Source organism: Aeromonas sp. XH, from assembly GCF_033348475.1.
GTDB classification, from domain to species: domain Bacteria; phylum Pseudomonadota; class Gammaproteobacteria; order Enterobacterales; family Aeromonadaceae; genus Aeromonas; species Aeromonas sanarellii.
Map to the genome: position 1 here is coordinate 2,524,394 of NZ_CP137630.1, position 15,981 is coordinate 2,540,374.

Genomic DNA, 15,981 nt, shown 5'->3' on the forward strand with positions numbered 1-15,981 from the left:
ATGGCAGTCATACAAGAGGGCCCTGCTGTGTTGGCAGGGCCCGGGGGCATTACTCTTCGTCCACCACGTTCTGGTAGCCGTCGGCATCCAGCAGGTTGGCGAGCTCGCCCGCGTCGTCCAGCTTGATGCGGAACAGCCAGCCGGCGCCATAGGGGTCGGAGTTGACCAGCTCGGGGCTGCCTTCCAGCTCTTCGTTGACGGCCAGGATCTCGCCGCTCACCGGGCTGTAGATGTCGGAGGCGGCCTTGACAGACTCCGCCACGGCGCAATCTTCACCGGCGCTCACCTGCTTGCCCACTTCCGGCAGATCGACGAACACCATGTCACCCAGCAGATCCTGGGCGTGCTCGGTGATACCGACCACGGCTTCGCCGTTGGCTTCGACACGGACCCACTCGTGGGAGGTGGCATATTTCAGTTCGCTCGGGATATGGCTCATTTGTGCTTCCTTTATGCTCTTGGATCGCTTCAACAAAAATGGGTCGGCGAAGGGACGCCCCTCGCCGCAATGAATCATGACACCAGGGGCTGGCCGTTGCGCACGAAGGCCGGCTTGGTGACTTTCACGGTGACCAGCTTCTTGCGGATCTCCACCTGGGCCTGTTCGCCGATATCGCGGGGCACCCGCGCCAGGGCGATGCTGTAACCCAGGGTCGGCGAGAAGGAGCCGGAAGTGATCACCCCTTCACGCACTTCGCCGCTCTCGCTGGTGAAGGTGACCGGCATGCCGCTGCGCAGCACGCCCTTCTCCTCCATCACCAGGCCCACCAGCTTGGGCTGATTGCCGGCAGCCTTCTGGGCCTCCAGGGCGGCGCGGCCGATAAACTGGCGATCGCTGGGTTCCCAGGCCAGGGTCCAGGCCATGTTGGCGGCAAGCGGGGAGATTGACTCGTCCATGTCCTGGCCGTAGAGGTTCATGCCGGCCTCAAGGCGCAGGGTATCGCGAGCACCCAGGCCGCAGGGGGCCACGCCGTTGTCCAGCAGGGCCTGCCACAGATCGCACGCCTTCTCCTGGGGCACCACTATCTCGTAGCCATCTTCACCGGTATAGCCTGTGGTGGCGATGAAGAGATCGCCGGCCTGCACGCCGAAGAAGGGCTTCATGCCCTCAACCGCGGCATTCTGCTCAGGGGTGAACACCTTGGCCGCCTTGGCCTTGGCGTTGGGGCCCTGTACGGCGATCATGGCGAGCTCGGGGCGCTCGGTCACGCTCACGGCGAAGTCGATGGCGTGGTGGCGGATCCAGGCCAGATCCTTCTCGCGGGTGGCGGAGTTCACCACCAGGCGATAGAAGGTATCGGTCAGGTAATAGGTGATGAGGTCATCGATGACGCCGCCTTCCGGATTGAGCATGCCGCTGTAGAGGGCCTTGCCGGGGACGGTGAGTTTGGCCACGTCGTTGGCCAGCAGGTGTTGCAGGAAGGCTTTGACCCGCTCGCCGGTCAAATCGACGATGGTCATGTGGGAGACATCGAACATGCCTGCATCGGTGCGCACCGCGTGGTGCTCTTCCAACTGGGAACCGTAGTTGATGGGCATCTCCCAACCGTGGAAGTCCACCATCTTGGCACCCGCTTCCAGGTGTTTCGGATGCAATACAGTAGTCTGGATCATCGCTGTGTTTCCTTAAGCGTTCGCGACAACACTCGCAATCCGCCCCGGCACGTCGGGCAAAACGGACCACAAGCTCTGTGCTCGTCCCCGCCCGGGCGGGCAGGAGTGATTCCTTGAACGGTGCGGATTATATGACAAGCGCGCCGGGGCGCCGCTCAAAAAAAACTAATCCACACCCGACAAACTGACACCAGACACTAAGGCAAAAACAGTGATAAAAACAGTGCAAACCGAACATTGGCGAGATTTAATGTTGATTTTTACCGTTTCGTCACAATTTACAGAAAAACGTTTCGCTTCTTGCCAACATTAAAGGCTGACACCACGAGGGGGCATACTGCCCCATCAGATTAGTTTTATTGTCAAAACTCCGGGGTAAGATTAGATTTTTTCACCCTTGGCCAGGGCGGGCAGCTCCCCGTCCAGCCCCATGGCGGCCCGGATCATGCCCTGCTTGAGGGGGCCGAGGGCGTCGACGGCACAGAGCCCCACCCCGCGCACCAGCTTCTTGAGGGGGTTGCTGCCTGCAAACAGCCGCTTGAGCCCCTCCATGGCCGCCAGCATTCGGGCCGCCTCGCTCTTGCGCCAGCGCTCGTACCCGCGCAGGTTGGCGAGCAGGCCGATGTCCGCCCCCGCCCCGTGATGTTTGAGGATCTGCTCCGCCAGGGCCGCGGCATCCAAGAGGCCGAGGTTCACCCCCTGCCCCGCCAGCGGGTGTATGGTGTGGGCCGCATCCCCCACCAGCACCAGCCGCTCGCGGGCAAAGTCGCGGGCGTAGCGGGCGGTGAGCGGAATGGCGCTGCGGGCCCCCTCCACCTTGCACAGCCCGAGCCTGCCATCGAAGGCGGCGGTGAGCTGGCGGCTGAACCGCTCGTCATCCAGGGCGCACAGCGCCTCGGCCCGTTTGGCCGGCACAGACCAGACGATGGAGCAGAGGTCGGGTTCCCACAGGGGCAGGAAGGCGAGCGGCCCCTGGGGGGTGAAGATCTGGCGCGCCACCGCCTCGTGGGGCTCGGCACAACGTACCGTCGCCACCAGGGCGTGGTGGCCATAATCCCAGCTGGTGAGGGGAATGTCGGCCTGGCGGCGCACCCAGGAGTGGGCGCCGTCGGCGGCCACCACCAGGCTGGCCGAGAGGGCGCGGCCATCCTCGAGCAGCAGCAGGGCGCCCGCCGCACTGCTCTGCAGGCTCTTGGCCCGGGCCGGGGTCAGCAGCTGGATATTGCCTGCGCCGCCGATGGCTTCCAGCAGCGCGAGCTGGATCACCCGGTTCTCGACGATGTGGCCGAGGGCGCCCTGGCGCAAACTGGCGGCATCGAACGCGATCTGGCCGAAGCTGTCCTGCTCCCACACCTGCATCCTCTCATAGGGCTGCAGGCGGCGCGCCGCTATGCCGTCCCAGGCGCCGACCCCCTGCAGGATCCGCTGGCTGGCGAGGCTCAGGGCGCTGACCCTGTTGTCAGGCGCCGCCCCCAGCACGGGATCCGGCAGCCGGCCTTCCACCACGGCCACCCTGAGTGTGCTCTGCTTGAGGGCGGCGGCGAGCCCCAGACCCACCATGCCGCCCCCCACGATCACCACATCTACCTCTTGCATCTGCATTCTCTTATGTCCTTTCGTGGCTGATCTCCGGGATCAGCGGAGGCACGCCCGCGGGCGTCCCTCCTCAAATATGTCGAGTCCGCCGCCGGGGGCGCGCACCTCATTTGCGACACAGGTCGGTGACGAATCCCAGGGTGCGGGAGGCCAGCGGTGCCTTGAGCCAGGGCACTCTGCCCATTAGGGAGAGCGCCAGGTTGCGGCCCACCACCAGGGGGGCGTGATGGTTCGAGAAGAGCTGGGCCAGGGAGGAGGTGAGCCAGACGGTCTGGGCCTGATCCTCCCGGCGCGACTGCCAGTAGCCGCTCAGTACCTCGAAGCTGCCGATGTCCTCCCCCGCCGCGAGCGCCCGGCCGACGGCGCGGGTGAGCAGGTCAAGGTCGCGCATGCCGAGGTTGAAGCCCTGACCCGCGATGGGATGCAGCAGGTGGGCGGCATTGCCCACCAGCACGGTACGCTGCGCCAGGGGATAATCGGCCACCGTCAGCACCAGGGGATAGAGGTGACGCACGCCGGTGCGCTGGAAACGCCCGAGACGCCAGCCAAAGGCCTGCTGCAGACGGGCGAGAAAGGCGGCATCGTCCAGCCCCATCAACGCCTGCGCCTCGTCCCGCGGGACGCTCCAGACCAGGGAGGATAGCCCGTCCTGCATGGGCAGCAGGGCGAGCGGCCCCCCGTCGGTGAAACGCTCGAAGGCCCGCCCGGCGGGATCCTGGGCCGTCTTGACGGTGGCGATGACGGCGCTCTGGCCATAGTCGTGGCGACTGACCGGCATCTTGAAGTGCTGGCGCACGAAGGAGTGACCCCCATCGGCCGCCACCAGCAGCCGGGTGCGGTAGCGCGCGCCATCGGCCAGGGTCAGCATCACCCCCTCCTCTTCGGGCTCTATGTTCGCGAGCTGGGCCGGACAACACACCCGGATCTGCGGGGTGGCCGCCATCGCCTGCTGCAACTCGATGCCGGCCGCAGAGAGCTCGATCACCTGGCCGAGTGCAGCCAGACCGTATTCCGCCGCCGACAGCCTGACCTGGCCGCAGTGGCCCCGATCCGAGACGTGGATGTCGGTGATGGGGGCGCAGTGGGGGGCGAAACGGGGCCAGAGCCCGTGACGGGCCAGGGCCTCGCAGGTGCCGGCGGAGAGCGCGATGGCACGGGCGTCGAAACCGGGGTGAAGGTTGAGCTCGGGGGCGCTCGCCTCCAGCAGCAGGATCTGCAGGGGGGCCTCGTCCGGCCCCTTGAGGGCGGCGAGGGAGAGGGCCAGCACGGCGCCGCTCATACCGCCACCGACGATAGCCACGTCGACGTGAACCAGATCAGATTGAGACATGAGAAGAGGGCATGGACGAAAAACGTGGACCAATCCTACCACAAAGCCGGCAGACAGGATGCGAAGCCACGGGCAAAAAACCGATTCGGCGCCGTCAGTTAGCGAGTCATGGCGGCCCTGACCGGCAAAACAAGGAGAGCGCCTCGTGGCGCTCTCTTGTCAGACATCCCGACGGGGCGGGCGATCAGTGCAGGGTCGGCGGGCTGCTTGGCGAGTCCGGACGCTTGCCGAACTCCTCGAACGCCATCATGACCCCCAGGCGCACGTGCTCGTAGAGCACCAGGAAGGAGGCCTCGTTCTCGTCATCCTCCTGATCGAACTCCGCTGAGACCTGGGTGATGCTGGCGATGTCCTGGATCATCTCCTGCAACTCCTCGGAGGCCTTGGAGAGTTCCTGCTGCACCACGCCAAAGCCGGCCAAGAAGGCCTGGGACCAGTCCACCAGCGAGTCGATGCGCTCGTCGAGAGGCGCCTCATCGCTTGGCAGCAGCAGTTCCACCCCTTTCTGGGCCATCAGGCTCTCGATCACCTCGTGGTAGAGCTCGGTCATCACCTGGCGCACCGGTGCCGGCAACCCGAAACCGTCGTTGATCAGATCGTTGAAATGGGGCAGCCAGCTCTTGTCGTCCAGGGCCACGCCACCGCACACCAGGCCGCAGATCACGCCATGGGCCTCGACGGCCGTCGCCATCAGTTCGTGCTGTGTCATCAGGTCGGCCAGGGTCGCATATTTCAGGGGGGTCGTTTTGCTCATCTAGGATCCGCTCAAAGTTCAGGCAAATATGCAGAATTTATGGCCGAGATCCTAGCATTCTCCCCTTCCCAGAGCCAGCAAGGCCTTGAAACTTCTGCATCTGCGCTATATAGTCCCGCCCAGTTGTCCACGTGGATAAAGGCGGAAATCAGCCCCGCCGTATTGAGGAAGGCATGAGCATAGAGGCCGTAGAAATCGTCATTTTGGGACGTCCCTACAAGGTGTCTTGTCCCCTGGGACAACAGGATGCCCTGCGCCAGGCCGCCGACCAGCTGACCGACAAGCTCATCGAGCTTCGTCAACGCTCCAAGGTCTCCAGCAACGAACAGCTGGCCGTCATGGCAGCGCTCAATTTCTGTCACGAGCTCTGCCTTGAAAAAGAGAAAAACCACCAATACTCTGAGACCATGGACAAGCGGATCAAGATGCTGCAACGCACCATAGAAGCAGCCTTGATCGAGCACGGACAATACGGTGAATCCGGCGAAGAGGCGCAACAGCCCTAATCGCACCGAGTTTTGAAATTCCCTGGAGTGTTTGTCAGCCGGTTCAAGTCCCCGAGCCGATATTCATACCAAACAGGGGGTCTGCCTTCTGGCTATTGAGCATGCTCGGCCCGACCGAGAAGCCTGCGGCCAGATTAGATCTCCGCCTTGAACCGACGGTTCAAGGGCCCAAACCGGCAACGGCATCTCCGGGGTACCTACCCAAAAAGCCCGTCATCGCGACGGGCTTTTTCTTTGCCGCGCGGCAACCCCCCCTTCCACTCGCCTGCGGCGTCTCGCCACCCGGCAGGAGGCAGTAAAAAGCCCGCCAACGGGGCGGGCTCTTGGCCGTGTCAGACGGCCATCTGTTCCCGGGGGGCGCCGTGGTGGCGCAGCCAGAGGAAGCTCACGGCCACGATCAGCACCATCAGGGTCATGATGGTCCCCAGGGTGACCTGCCCCTCCATGGGGAAGCTGGCCGCCAGCAGGGTGACCACGCCGGCCCCCAGGTTCTGCATGCCACCGAGGATGGCGCCCGCGGTGCCCGCCTGACCCGGGAAGGGCTCGATGGCGCAGGAGGTGGCGGTCGGATAGAGGATGCCGCTGCCGATGAAGTAGACGGCGGCGCCGCCTACTAGGGAGGCCGCGCTCACCATCCCGAGCAATCCGGGCACCAGGATGATGAGGGAGCCCAGCGCCAGGAAGGCGATGCCAAGGCGCATCAGCTTGCCCTGGCTCAGGCGGTAGCTCAGGCGGGCGGAGAGCCAGGCGCCGAACAGATAACCCGGCAGCGGCAGCACGAACAGCACGCTGACGGTGCGGGCACTCAGTTTCAGCACGTCCCCCAGCAGCACGCCGGCCGCCGCCTCGAATACCGCGAGCCCCGCGAAGGTGGCCATCAGGCAGAGCAGGTTGCCCTGGAAGCGCGGGTTGCCGAGCACGTGGCGATAGGCCGCGCCGACCCGCAGCGGCTGCTGCCTGGCCGCCTCCGGTAGGGTCTCGCCAAACCAGGCCAGCAGCGCAAGCGTGGTCAGGGTGCCAAAACCGAACAGGAACCAGTAGCCGGCACGCCAGTTGAACAGCTCGGTGAGCCAGCCGCCCAGCACAGGCGCCAGCAGGGGGGAGAAGATGACCCCCATGCTCACCAGGCTGTTGGCCCGGTTGAGCTCGGCGCCGCTGTAGCGATCCCGCATCACGGTCCGGCTCATGGCCCCCCCGGCGCCGGTGCCCAGCCCCTGGATGAAACTGCCTGCCAGCAGGGCCGCGAAGTGCGGTATGAGCTGGATGACCAGGGTGCCGGCCAGGAACACCATCATGCCGATGAGCAGCACGGGGCGACGACCGATGCGATCCGACAGGGGACCGTAGACGAACTGGGAGAGGCCGTAGGGGATGAGGTAGCAGGCCATCACCGCCTGCAACTGACCGGAGGCCACATGAAAGTCCCCCGCCATCATGGGAATGGAGGGCACATAGAGGGTCTGGGTCATCTGACCCACGGCGACCATCAGAATGGTCAGGAAAAACAGGGGATAGAAACTGTGCCGATACATATGTCGTCCGAAAAAATCAAAAAGCCACCGCCCTCCGGGCAGAGATCTGCAGGAGGATCCAGACAAGGGTCGTTGAAGGATTGAAACAAGGCGGAGGACCCGCACCAGCCGGGAGCAGGACGCTCTTTGGCTTGCGATAATCTTAGTGATTCATGTCACAAAACACGAACGAATCTTTATAATCTGCTTCCCCAAGTTTTTCTAATGTGACGTGCCTGAGTCCCCGTTAGCCGGTAGTTCACAGGGTCGTAATCGGTATCGCGGCGGCGCAAGGCGGGCACTGGGGAAAGAGATGCAAGGAAGGAGGGATAACAGGAGGGCAGAAAAAGAGATGGCCCATCGCAGGCCATCTTCTTGCATCAGCGGGTCACCATCTGCTGTGCCCGCTTGACCTGATCCTCGGGGCTCTCATTGCGCGGCGGTATGGTGATGCCCTTCTGGCAGGCGGGTCTGGCTTCCATGCGTGCCATCCAGGCCTGCAGATGCACCAACCCCTCGATGGAGATGCCGCTCCAGTCGTAGATGCGCACCCAGGGCCAGGTGGCGATATCGGCGATGCTGTACTCGTCGGCCAGATACTCATGGTGTGCCAGATGACCGTCGAGCACCTCGAGCAGGCGTCGCCCCTCCTTCTGGTAACGCTCGATGGCGGCCGGGATCTTCTCGGGGAAATAGCGATAGAAGACGTTGGCCTGCCCCATCATGGGACCGACCCCCCCCATCTGGAACATCAGCCACTGGATGGCCTGGGAGCGGCGCTTGGGATCCTGCGGCAGCAGCTTGCCGGTTTTTTCCGCCAGATAGATCAGGATGGCGCCGGATTCGAACACGGCGAAGTCGCCGTTGTCCCGATCGACGATGGCCGGGATGCGACCATTGGGGTTGATGGCCAGAAACTCGGGCTTCTTCTGCTCCATGGTCGAGAAATCAAGGGGAATGACCTTGTAGGGCAGTCCCAGCTCCTCGAGGGCGATCGACACCTTGAACCCGTTGGGCGTGGCAGCAGTGTACAACTCTATCATCTTGGACTCCTTGGATGTGCAGAGGTAAGGATCAGGCCTGGGCGCTGGGACGGGTGCTCACCCGCTCATGCCAGGCCTGCAAATTGGGTTGTTCGGGGGTGATGCGCAGGCCGACGACCTTGCCAAAGTCGAGAGTGCACAGGGCCAGGATGTCGACAATGGTGAAGCGATCCCCGGCAACATAGGACACCTCGGCAAGACGGGCATCGAGCTTGTCAAACCAGGCCAGCGCCTGTTGCTTGCACTCTTCACCCCACTCGGGGAAGACGGTCTCCCTGTCCTTGTAAAAACCGGTGATGTGGCGAAACGCCATGCCGGTCGGCAGCCAGAGGTTGAACTCGATGAAGCGGCTCCACATCTCTATGGTGGCGCGCTCGAGCGCCGTGCGACCAAACAGATTGGGTTCTGGGTTGAGCTCTTCAAAATAGCGGCAGATGGCCAGGCTTTCACTGAGACAGGTACCGTCATCGAGTTCCAGCACCGGAATGCGTCCCGCCGGATTCTTGGCCAGGAAGGCGGGCGCCAGGTTTTCCCCCGCCCCCAGATCGACCTGATGATAGGCCATCTCTATGCCCTTCTCCGCCAGAAACATCCTGACCCGGCGAGCATTTGGGGCCCGCTTCAATTCATAGACCTTCATCTCACCCCCTGTGGCGGGACAGATCGAAGCCATCTCCCACAGGCGAACATGGGCCATGGCGCAATATCGGTCTGTTATGACAAATATTGCGCCGTTTGAACAGTCCACATTGAGGGGGAAACGACTAGCTGCACATCGCCATGGGCTGACGCTGACGCAGCAGGATGAGACGGGAAAGCAGCGGGAAATAGGACTCGAGCTTGCTCTGCAGCACCAGGCTGCAGGCGGGATCCGCCAGCTCCGCCTCATCCAGCACTATGCCATTGGAAACGAAGTAGAAGTGGGGATCCCTGACATCCGGCCACCGGGGGGGATGGTCATATTGGCGATGCACCAGGAGGGGCAGCACCGGCAATCCCAGCGCCTCGCCGCTGGTGCTCCAGGCGGGAGCCGGCCATGCACCGCCATCTTCTTCCAGCAGCAAGATGGCTGCTTCCTCCTTCGATGGTTGCCACTGCCCCGGCTGTGACACCCGGATCTCGCTGAAGTAATCCCCAAATCCGCTGGCGCTGCGCAAGGCGGCCAGCACACTCAATGTCGTCGCTGCCGACGGTTTTTGACTGACTAATGACAGATTCATGGCTCATATCCCTATGCTCACCACAGCCTGTTCTCCGGCTGTCGCGATAAGACTAGACGAAGATGAGCCTTTATTGGAGCCGTCAGATCTGTCAGTCCCTAACGTGATCGCGCCCGGGCATAACGGTTGCTATTCCCGGATATCTTGGTAAGATGTCGCGTCCTTTTATCCCCCCGTTCTTTAACATCCAGTGGTGAACCTATGCATCCGATGCTGAATATCGCCGTGCGCGCTGCGCGCAACGCCGGTCAAGTAGTAGTAAAAGCCTTCTCTCAACCCGAGAACATCGAGGTTATCCAGAAAGGCAGCAATGACTTCGTGACCAACGTTGACCGTGACGCCGAAGCGGCCATCATTCATACCATCAAGAAATCTTACCCGGAACACAGCATCGTGGCTGAAGAGTCCGGCGAGATCGCCGGTACCAATCCGGATTACCAATGGATCATCGACCCACTGGATGGCACGACCAACCTGGTCAAAGGCATTCCGCACTTTGCCGTCTCCATCGCCCTGCGCGTGAAGGGCAAGACCGAGCAGGCCGTCGTCTACGATCCCATCCGTGACGAGCTGTTCACGGCCACCCGTGGCAACGGCGCCCAGCTGAACGGCTACCGCATCCGGGTCGGCAAGGCCAAGGATCTGTCCGGCACCATCCTGGCGACCGGCTTCCCGTTCAAGCAGAAGCACCACATCGAGTCTTATCTGAAGATGTTCCAGAGCATGTTCATCGAGTGTGCCGACATCCGCCGCGCCGGCTCGGCCGCGCTGGATCTGGCCTATGTGGCCGCCGGCCGCGTCGACGGCTTCTGGGAGATCGGCCTCAAGCCCTGGGACACCGCCGCCGGTGAGCTGCTGGCCAAGGAAGCCGGCGCCATCGTCACCGACTTCGTCGGCGGTCACAACTACGAGAACTCCGGCAACATAGTGGTGGCCAACCCCCGCGTGTTGAAAGAGATGCTCGGCAAGATCCGCGAAGAGCTGCCGGAATCCCTGGCCAAGTAAGCTCGCGTTTCGCTCAAGAAAAATGCCAGTCGGCCGGGCCGACTGGCATTTTTTTATGGCTGCGTGAAGTGGATGATTCGCCAGCCCGGGTACGCGACGCGCTCAGATGGTGCCGTTACGGCCCATGTTGATCACCACCCGCCGGTTCTTGGCACGGCCTGCCTCCGTCTCGTTGGAAGCCACGTGCTGCTTCTCGCCGTGCCCCTCCACCGAGACCTTGCCCTCCTCAATGCCGAGATCCACAAACACCTGCTTGATGGCATCGGCTCGTTTCTCGGACAGCTTCTGGTTCGGCCAGCGACCGCCATAGCTGTCGCTGTAGGCGTCGATCACCACTACGTCTATGCTCTTGTCCGCCTTCACGTACTCGCCGATCATCGCCAGCCGTCGCTTGGACGCCGGCGACAACTGGTCGCTGTTCTTGTCATAGGAGAGCACGCTGAAGGCGATGTCGTTGAAGCTGTAGGGCAGCAAACCGCTCAGGCAGTCCATGAAGGCCTGGTATTTGACCCTGAAGTTGACCGACGAGAGAGAGACCCTGACCGGCCTGTCCTGGCGGTACCAGTCGCGATACTGGAAGGTCGGCATGCGCCCGCCTTCCAGCTCGTCCAGCATGGTCCAGGCGGTCTGACCCGCGACCAGGCCGTCGAACTGCTGGTAGAACTGCAGCTGGCTTATCTGCCTGCCGGAGACCCCGGGGCGCCAGCTGGGCGGCATGATCCCGAGGCTCACCGTCTGGGTACGCGCCTGGGGCCGCTGCCCCTTCAGCTCGAAGTCCAGATTGATCTTGCGCCCTGCCCGGCTGACGAAGGCCCCCGTCCCCCAGCGGGGAATGGGATGCTCCAGCCGGCACTCCACCTGTGTGTCCGAGGTCAGGCGCCAGACGGACTGATCCAGGCCGGCGCCGAATTCGGTCACTCCCGCCTGCAATGGCATACTCACGGATATGCTGATCAACCCCAACATCCAAGCATTCAACGGCTTGCCCTCCACACTATCTCGAATTACCTATCGGCCGTGGCGGGGCAAGCTTTAGGGCAAAACGCTCAGTCGGTGGGAGAACGCGCCATCAGTTTGAAGCTGGCGAGACGCTCCGCGAGCTCCCTGGCCAGGGTGTCCAGCTCGGCGCTGTGCTGCTGCAGGGTTTCCGAATGCTGGCGATGGGCCTCATAGACCTCGCGGATGGTCATCACGTTGTGCTGGATATCGTCGGTCACGTAGCGCTGCTCCTCGGTGGCGGTGGCCACCTGGGCTGTCATGTCGCTCACCTTGCGCACCTCGTCGACGATGACATTCAGCTCGCTCCCCGCCCTCCTGGCCTCTGTCACGCTCAGACCGGCCTGCTCTGTGCCCATGTGCATGGCCGTCACCGCCTGATTGGCCCCCTGGCGCAGACGGCCCAACATCTGCGCAATGTCGTCCGCGGCCTGCTGGGTGCGGGAGGCGAGCGCCCTCACCTCTTCGGCCACCACCGCAAAGCCACGGCCGGACTCCCCGGCGCGGGCCGCCTCGATGGCGGCATTGAGGGCCAAGAGGTTGGTCCTGTCCGAGATCTGCTTGATGAGGTTCAGGGCCTCTCCCACCGCCTCGGTGTCCTGATGCAGACTGTCCACCAGGTGCCGGGTGTCGACCAGGGTGCCCGCCACCTGCTGGATGGCGTTGATGGTATGATCCACCTCCCTGTCCCCCTGCCGGGCCCGGCCGATGGCCTGCTGGGTCGCCTGGGAGGTCTGGGTGGCGTTGCGGGCTATCTCGGCCACCGTCGAGGCCATCTCGGTGGCGGCGGTCGCCACTAGGTCCACCTGGCCAAATCCCCTGACCACGCCGGCGTTCACCTCGGCGATGACCCCTGCAGAGACGGCGGCGCTGCGCCTCAACACGTCGCAGGAGTGGCGCACCGCCAGCAGCAGGCTCTCCAAGTGGGCGAGGAAGCGGTTCAAATCCTGCGCCAGCGCCCCCAGCTCATCCCCCGAGCGCCAGTCGACCCGCACGGTCAGATCGTTCTCCTGCACCAGCCGCTTGAAGGTCTGGTGCAGGGTCATGAAGCCCAGATGCAGATCCCGCACCACCCGCCAGCAGACGAAGGTGGTCAGGGCGATGCACAGCAGCACGCCAAACGCCCCCCACCAGAGCGCGCGGGCGCTGTCTGCCCGCATCTGTTCGACCCGCTCGAAGAGCTGCAGATAGAGGCGATCCTCGATCTCCTTGAGCAGGCCTATCTTGTCGGTGCTCAGGGCAAACCAGGCCTCCGCATCCACCCCGAACCCGCCGCTGGCCGCCCTGTCCAGGGCCAGCGTCTCCATGGCCGCCACCTTGGCCACCACGGGGGAGGCCAGGCTCTCCCTCAGCAGCTGGCGCTGGGCGGGACTCGCCACCGCCTGGAAACGCTCGAGATAGGTGTTCTGGGCCGCCAGCAGGGAGATGAACTGCTGCAACAGCGCCGGGGTGAAGCGGCCTCGCCCGAACACATTGCTCAGGGTCGCCCGCTCCAGCCCCATGCGCTCCTTGCTCTGCAGGAAGGCGGCGTAGGCGTTGGTCTGCAGCGCTATGGTGGCGTCCCGGCTGTCGACGCTGATCCCGTCCACCACCGCCAGCAGCTCCGTCACAAGGCGGGTGTAGAAGCCGACCTGCTCCGCCACCTCGACCCCGAGATCACTGACCCGCTCACGCATGGCGGTGAGCCCCGCCAGCGCCTGCTGCACCTCGGTCAGGGCCAGCAGGGCCGGCTCCTGGCGAAAACGCTGCAACAGGGTGTCCACCACCTTGCGCTGGGCGGGCAGCGCATCGCGGAACTTGTTGCCGCCGGACCCCAGGAAGCCGGCCGACATGCCACGCTCCTTTTGCAGTTCATGGGCGAGCTGCGCCGCCTCCTTCACCACCTCCAGCGCGGCCCTGGCCTCGCTCATCTCCTGCTCGACCCGGTAGCGCTCATAGACATAGCGACCGGAAAAAAACAGCAGGGCCAGCAGTGGCAGACAGACTACCAGCAGCATCTTGTGCGCCAATCCCAGCTTCATCATCGCCTCTCCCTCCATGGTTGAAGTCGCCAATTATAAGCTCAAGCGCTTCAAAGAGAACCAGATGCCGGCCCCATGACGGCGGATAAGGGACAAGGGCCCGCTTTTTTGCCATAATGCCGCCTCCTTTCATGCCGACCGAGATACCATGACCGACGCCGTTCACACCCTCAAGGGCCGCTTTCGTGGCTTTTACCCCGTCGTCATCGATGTTGAAACCGCCGGATTCAATGCCAAGACCGATGCCCTGCTGGAGATAGCCGCCCACACCCTCAAGATGGATGAACAGGGCTGGCTAGTGCCCGATCAGATCTTCCATTTTCATGTCCAGCCCTTTGAGGGGGCCAACCTGGAGAAGGCGGCGCTGGAGTTCACCGGCATCGATCCCTTCAACCCCCTGCGCGGCGCCGTGGACGAGAAGGAGGCGCTCACCGAGATCTTCAAGGGGGTGCGCAAGGGCATGAAGGAGAGCGACTGCGGTCGCGCCATCATCGTCGCCCACAATGCCACCTTCGATCACGGCTTCGTGATGGCCGCCGCCGAGCGGGCCGGCCTCAAGCGCAATCCGTTCCACCCCTTCGCCACCTTCGACACCGCCGCGCTCTCGGGCCTGGCCCTGGGGCAGACGGTGCTGGCCAAGGCGTGCCAGAGTGCGAACATCCCCTTTGACAACAAAGAGGCCCACTCCGCCCTCTACGACACCGAGCGCACCACCCTGCTGTTCTGCCATATCGTCAACCGCTGGAAGAGTCTGGGGGGCTGGCCCCTGGCCACCCCGGATGACAGCAGCGACGACGCCGGGGTCTGAGAGTCCCGACCTGCCCAGACAGGCTGCCGGACGGCAGCCTGTCTGCGTTACAGGGGTCCGATAGGGGGTGAACAGGTTGGACCAGGAGAGGCGGCGAAGCCCAGGCACCGGGTTGCCAGCAACCTTGTGCCACAAGATGCTGCCGATGGCCGGGATCCGCCGATTTTTTTCTCGACATTTGTCCGGTTTTTCGCAAACTAGCTGCCTTTCACTCGACAGACAGCAATACAAACCATAAGGAAATCAAATGAATCCTGTTGTTATCGCGGTGGCGCTGATGCTGGTGCTCAGCCTGCTGCGGATCAATGTGGTGGTCTCCCTCGCCATCGGCGCCATCGCGGGTGGCCTGCTCGGCGGCCTCTCCCTCGAGAAGACCCTCAGCACCTTCACCGGCGGCCTGGGTGGCGGCGCCGAGATCGCCCTCTCCTACGCCATGCTGGGGGCTTTCGCGGTGGCCATCTCCCGCTCCGGCATCACCGATCTGCTGGCCCGCAAGGTCATCAGCCAGCTCGGCAAAGATGCCAGCAGCTCCCGCATTCTCTGGGTCAAGAGCCTGCTGATCACCTCCCTGCTCGCGGTCTCCATCTCCTCCCAGAACCTGATCCCGGTGCACATCGCCTTCATTCCCATCCTGATCCCGCCGCTTCTGCACGTCATGGCCCAGATGCAGATCGATCGTCGCCAGGTGGCCTGCGTCATCACCTTCGGCCTCACCGCCACTTACATGCTGCTGCCGGTGGGCTTTGGCGGCATCTTCCTCAACAACATCCTGGCCAAGAACCTCGTCGACAACGGCGTGCCGGTGGAATACAGCCAGATGCCGCTGGCCATGGCCATCCCGGTGTTCGGCATGTTCGTCGGCCTGCTCATCGCCGTCTTCTTCAGCTACCGCAAGCCGCGCCAGTACGATCTGGAGAAGATCCTGGCCGCCGAGCCCGAGACGGTGGAGCTCAACCTGAACCACATCTGGGTGGCCCTGCTGGCCATCGCCGTGGCGCTGGGGCTACAGCTGATGACCAACAGCATCGTCCTCGGGGCGCTGGCGGGCTTCGTCATCTTCACCTGCGGCGGCGTCATCAAGTTCCGTGAGAGCCAGGACGCCTTCACCCAGGGGGTGCGCATGATGTCCCTCATCGGCTTCATCATGATCTCCGCCGCCGGCTTCGCCGCCGTGATGAAAGAGACCCACGGGGTGGAGAGCCTGGTGCAGTCCGTCTCCGGCATGATGGCGGGCCACAAGGGACTGGCCGCCTTCCTGATGCTGCTGGTGGGTCTGCTCATCACCATGGGGATCGGCTCCTCCTTCTCCACCGTGCCCATCATCGCCACCATCTACGTGCCCCTGTGCATCCACCTCGGCTTCTCGCCCATGGCAACCATCGCCCTGGTGGGAACCGCCGGTGCGCTCGGGGATGCGGGCTCCCCCGCCTCCGACTCGACCCTGGGCCCCACCTCGGGCCTCAATGCCGACGGCCAGCACGACCACATCTGGGACAGCGTGGTGCCCACCTTCATCCACTACAACATCCCGCTGGTGATCTTCGGCTGGGTTGCCGCCATGGTGCTCTAACCACCAG

15 protein-coding genes and 1 other RNA gene are annotated in these 15,981 nt (G+C 63.6%); 5 read left to right on the plus strand and 11 right to left on the minus strand.

Features of this window, described 5'->3' with window-relative positions; translation table 11 throughout:
• Nucleotides 1-49 precede the first annotated feature (49 nt).
• The 5 genes from gcvH to R2B70_RS11710 form a co-directional block, all read right to left on the minus strand.
• Nucleotides 50-439: a glycine cleavage system protein GcvH gene (gene gcvH / locus R2B70_RS11690; protein ID WP_042076214.1), complete on the minus strand. Its 390-nt coding sequence runs from the start codon at nucleotides 437-439 to the stop codon at nucleotides 50-52.
• Nucleotides 440-513: 74 nt separating this feature from the next.
• Nucleotides 514-1,614: a glycine cleavage system aminomethyltransferase GcvT gene (gene gcvT, locus R2B70_RS11695; protein ID WP_216990461.1), complete on the minus strand. Its 1,101-nt coding sequence runs from the start codon at nucleotides 1,612-1,614 to the stop codon at nucleotides 514-516.
• 381 nt (nucleotides 1,615-1,995) lie between these two features.
• Nucleotides 1,996-3,216, minus strand: a complete 1,221-nt coding sequence (locus R2B70_RS11700; protein WP_318161538.1) for an FAD-dependent 2-octaprenylphenol hydroxylase — start codon at nucleotides 3,214-3,216, stop codon at nucleotides 1,996-1,998.
• Nucleotides 3,217-3,316: 100 nt separating this feature from the next.
• Complete coding sequence (gene ubiH, locus R2B70_RS11705) at nucleotides 3,317-4,540, minus strand: 2-octaprenyl-6-methoxyphenyl hydroxylase (RefSeq protein ID WP_318161539.1); 1,224 nt, start codon at nucleotides 4,538-4,540, stop codon at nucleotides 3,317-3,319.
• A gap of 184 nt (nucleotides 4,541-4,724) precedes the next feature.
• A complete protein-coding gene (locus R2B70_RS11710; protein WP_318161540.1) occupies nucleotides 4,725-5,294 on the minus strand; it encodes a UPF0149 family protein in 570 nt (189 codons plus the stop codon).
• 173 nt (nucleotides 5,295-5,467) lie between these two features.
• Between R2B70_RS11710 and zapA the strand changes: the two genes are divergently transcribed.
• Nucleotides 5,468-5,800 carry a cell division protein ZapA gene (zapA, locus tag R2B70_RS11715; RefSeq protein WP_042076205.1) on the plus strand — a complete coding sequence of 111 codons (333 nt, stop codon included), beginning with the start codon at nucleotides 5,468-5,470 and terminating at the stop codon, nucleotides 5,798-5,800.
• A gap of 16 nt (nucleotides 5,801-5,816) precedes the next feature.
• A non-coding RNA gene (gene ssrS, locus R2B70_RS11720) (6S RNA) lies at nucleotides 5,817-5,999 on the plus strand.
• A 133-nt stretch (nucleotides 6,000-6,132) separates the two neighbouring features.
• Here the strand turns inward: ssrS and emrD are convergent.
• The 4 genes from emrD to R2B70_RS11740 all read right to left on the minus strand — a co-directional run bounded on the left by emrD (nucleotide 6,133) and on the right by R2B70_RS11740 (nucleotide 9,574).
• Complete coding sequence (gene emrD / locus R2B70_RS11725; protein WP_318161541.1) at nucleotides 6,133-7,332, minus strand: multidrug efflux MFS transporter EmrD; 1,200 nt, start codon at nucleotides 7,330-7,332, stop codon at nucleotides 6,133-6,135.
• A gap of 359 nt (nucleotides 7,333-7,691) precedes the next feature.
• Nucleotides 7,692-8,354: a glutathione S-transferase family protein gene (locus R2B70_RS11730; RefSeq protein WP_318161542.1), complete on the minus strand. Its 663-nt coding sequence runs from the start codon at nucleotides 8,352-8,354 to the stop codon at nucleotides 7,692-7,694.
• A gap of 31 nt (nucleotides 8,355-8,385) precedes the next feature.
• Nucleotides 8,386-8,994 carry a glutathione S-transferase family protein gene (locus R2B70_RS11735; RefSeq protein WP_318161543.1) on the minus strand — a complete coding sequence of 203 codons (609 nt, stop codon included), beginning with the start codon at nucleotides 8,992-8,994 and terminating at the stop codon, nucleotides 8,386-8,388.
• 124 nt (nucleotides 8,995-9,118) lie between these two features.
• Nucleotides 9,119-9,574, minus strand: a complete 456-nt coding sequence (locus R2B70_RS11740; RefSeq protein ID WP_318161544.1) for a hypothetical protein — start codon at nucleotides 9,572-9,574, stop codon at nucleotides 9,119-9,121.
• 201 nt (nucleotides 9,575-9,775) lie between these two features.
• Here R2B70_RS11740 and suhB point away from each other — a divergent pair, with 201 nt between their 5' ends.
• Nucleotides 9,776-10,579 (plus strand): inositol-1-monophosphatase, encoded by an 804-nt coding sequence (suhB, locus tag R2B70_RS11745; protein WP_042076198.1) that lies wholly within the window; start codon nucleotides 9,776-9,778, stop codon nucleotides 10,577-10,579.
• Nucleotides 10,580-10,681: 102 nt separating this feature from the next.
• Here suhB and R2B70_RS11750 read toward each other — a convergent pair whose 3' ends face one another.
• Entirely contained in the window at nucleotides 10,682-11,557 is an 876-nt protein-coding gene (locus tag R2B70_RS11750; RefSeq protein WP_209428953.1) for a flagellar protein MotY, read from the minus strand.
• A 68-nt stretch (nucleotides 11,558-11,625) separates the two neighbouring features.
• Nucleotides 11,626-13,599 carry a methyl-accepting chemotaxis protein gene (locus R2B70_RS11755; RefSeq protein WP_318161545.1) on the minus strand — a complete coding sequence of 658 codons (1,974 nt, stop codon included), beginning with the start codon at nucleotides 13,597-13,599 and terminating at the stop codon, nucleotides 11,626-11,628.
• Between the two features lie 145 nt (nucleotides 13,600-13,744).
• Here R2B70_RS11755 and rnt point away from each other — a divergent pair, with 145 nt between their 5' ends.
• Together rnt and R2B70_RS11765 are read left to right on the plus strand one after the other, a co-directional pair.
• Nucleotides 13,745-14,404, plus strand: coding sequence for a ribonuclease T (gene rnt, locus R2B70_RS11760; protein WP_318161546.1), 660 nt, complete (start codon nucleotides 13,745-13,747; stop codon nucleotides 14,402-14,404).
• Nucleotides 14,405-14,651: 247 nt separating this feature from the next.
• Nucleotides 14,652-15,974 carry a Na+/H+ antiporter family protein gene (locus R2B70_RS11765; protein ID WP_042076192.1) on the plus strand — a complete coding sequence of 441 codons (1,323 nt, stop codon included), beginning with the start codon at nucleotides 14,652-14,654 and terminating at the stop codon, nucleotides 15,972-15,974.
• Nucleotides 15,975-15,981 lie beyond the last annotated feature (7 nt).

Bases quoted from the DNA above. Each gene is read 5' to 3' on its own strand.
- R2B70_RS11755 (WP_318161545.1), bottom strand. From the start codon at position 13,599: ATGATGAAGCTGGGATTGGCGCACAAGATGCTGCTGGTAGTCTGTCTG.
- emrD (WP_318161541.1), bottom strand. From the start codon at position 7,332: ATGTATCGGCACAGTTTCTATCCCCTGTTTTTCCTGACCATTCTGATG.
- R2B70_RS11730 (WP_318161542.1), bottom strand. From the start codon at position 8,354: ATGATAGAGTTGTACACTGCTGCCACGCCCAACGGGTTCAAGGTGTCG.
- R2B70_RS11765 (WP_042076192.1), top strand. From the start codon at position 14,652: ATGAATCCTGTTGTTATCGCGGTGGCGCTGATGCTGGTGCTCAGCCTG.
- R2B70_RS11735 (WP_318161543.1), bottom strand. From the start codon at position 8,994: ATGAAGGTCTATGAATTGAAGCGGGCCCCAAATGCTCGCCGGGTCAGG.
- ubiH (WP_318161539.1), bottom strand. From the start codon at position 4,540: ATGTCTCAATCTGATCTGGTTCACGTCGACGTGGCTATCGTCGGTGGC.
- gcvT (WP_216990461.1), bottom strand. From the start codon at position 1,614: ATGATCCAGACTACTGTATTGCATCCGAAACACCTGGAAGCGGGTGCC.
- gcvH (WP_042076214.1), bottom strand. From the start codon at position 439: ATGAGCCATATCCCGAGCGAACTGAAATATGCCACCTCCCACGAGTGG.
- R2B70_RS11710 (WP_318161540.1), bottom strand. From the start codon at position 5,294: ATGAGCAAAACGACCCCCCTGAAATATGCGACCCTGGCCGACCTGATG.
- zapA (WP_042076205.1), top strand. From the start codon at position 5,468: ATGAGCATAGAGGCCGTAGAAATCGTCATTTTGGGACGTCCCTACAAG.
- suhB (WP_042076198.1), top strand. From the start codon at position 9,776: ATGCATCCGATGCTGAATATCGCCGTGCGCGCTGCGCGCAACGCCGGT.
- rnt (WP_318161546.1), top strand. From the start codon at position 13,745: ATGACCGACGCCGTTCACACCCTCAAGGGCCGCTTTCGTGGCTTTTAC.
- R2B70_RS11700 (WP_318161538.1), bottom strand. From the start codon at position 3,216: ATGCAGATGCAAGAGGTAGATGTGGTGATCGTGGGGGGCGGCATGGTG.
- R2B70_RS11740 (WP_318161544.1), bottom strand. From the start codon at position 9,574: ATGAATCTGTCATTAGTCAGTCAAAAACCGTCGGCAGCGACGACATTG.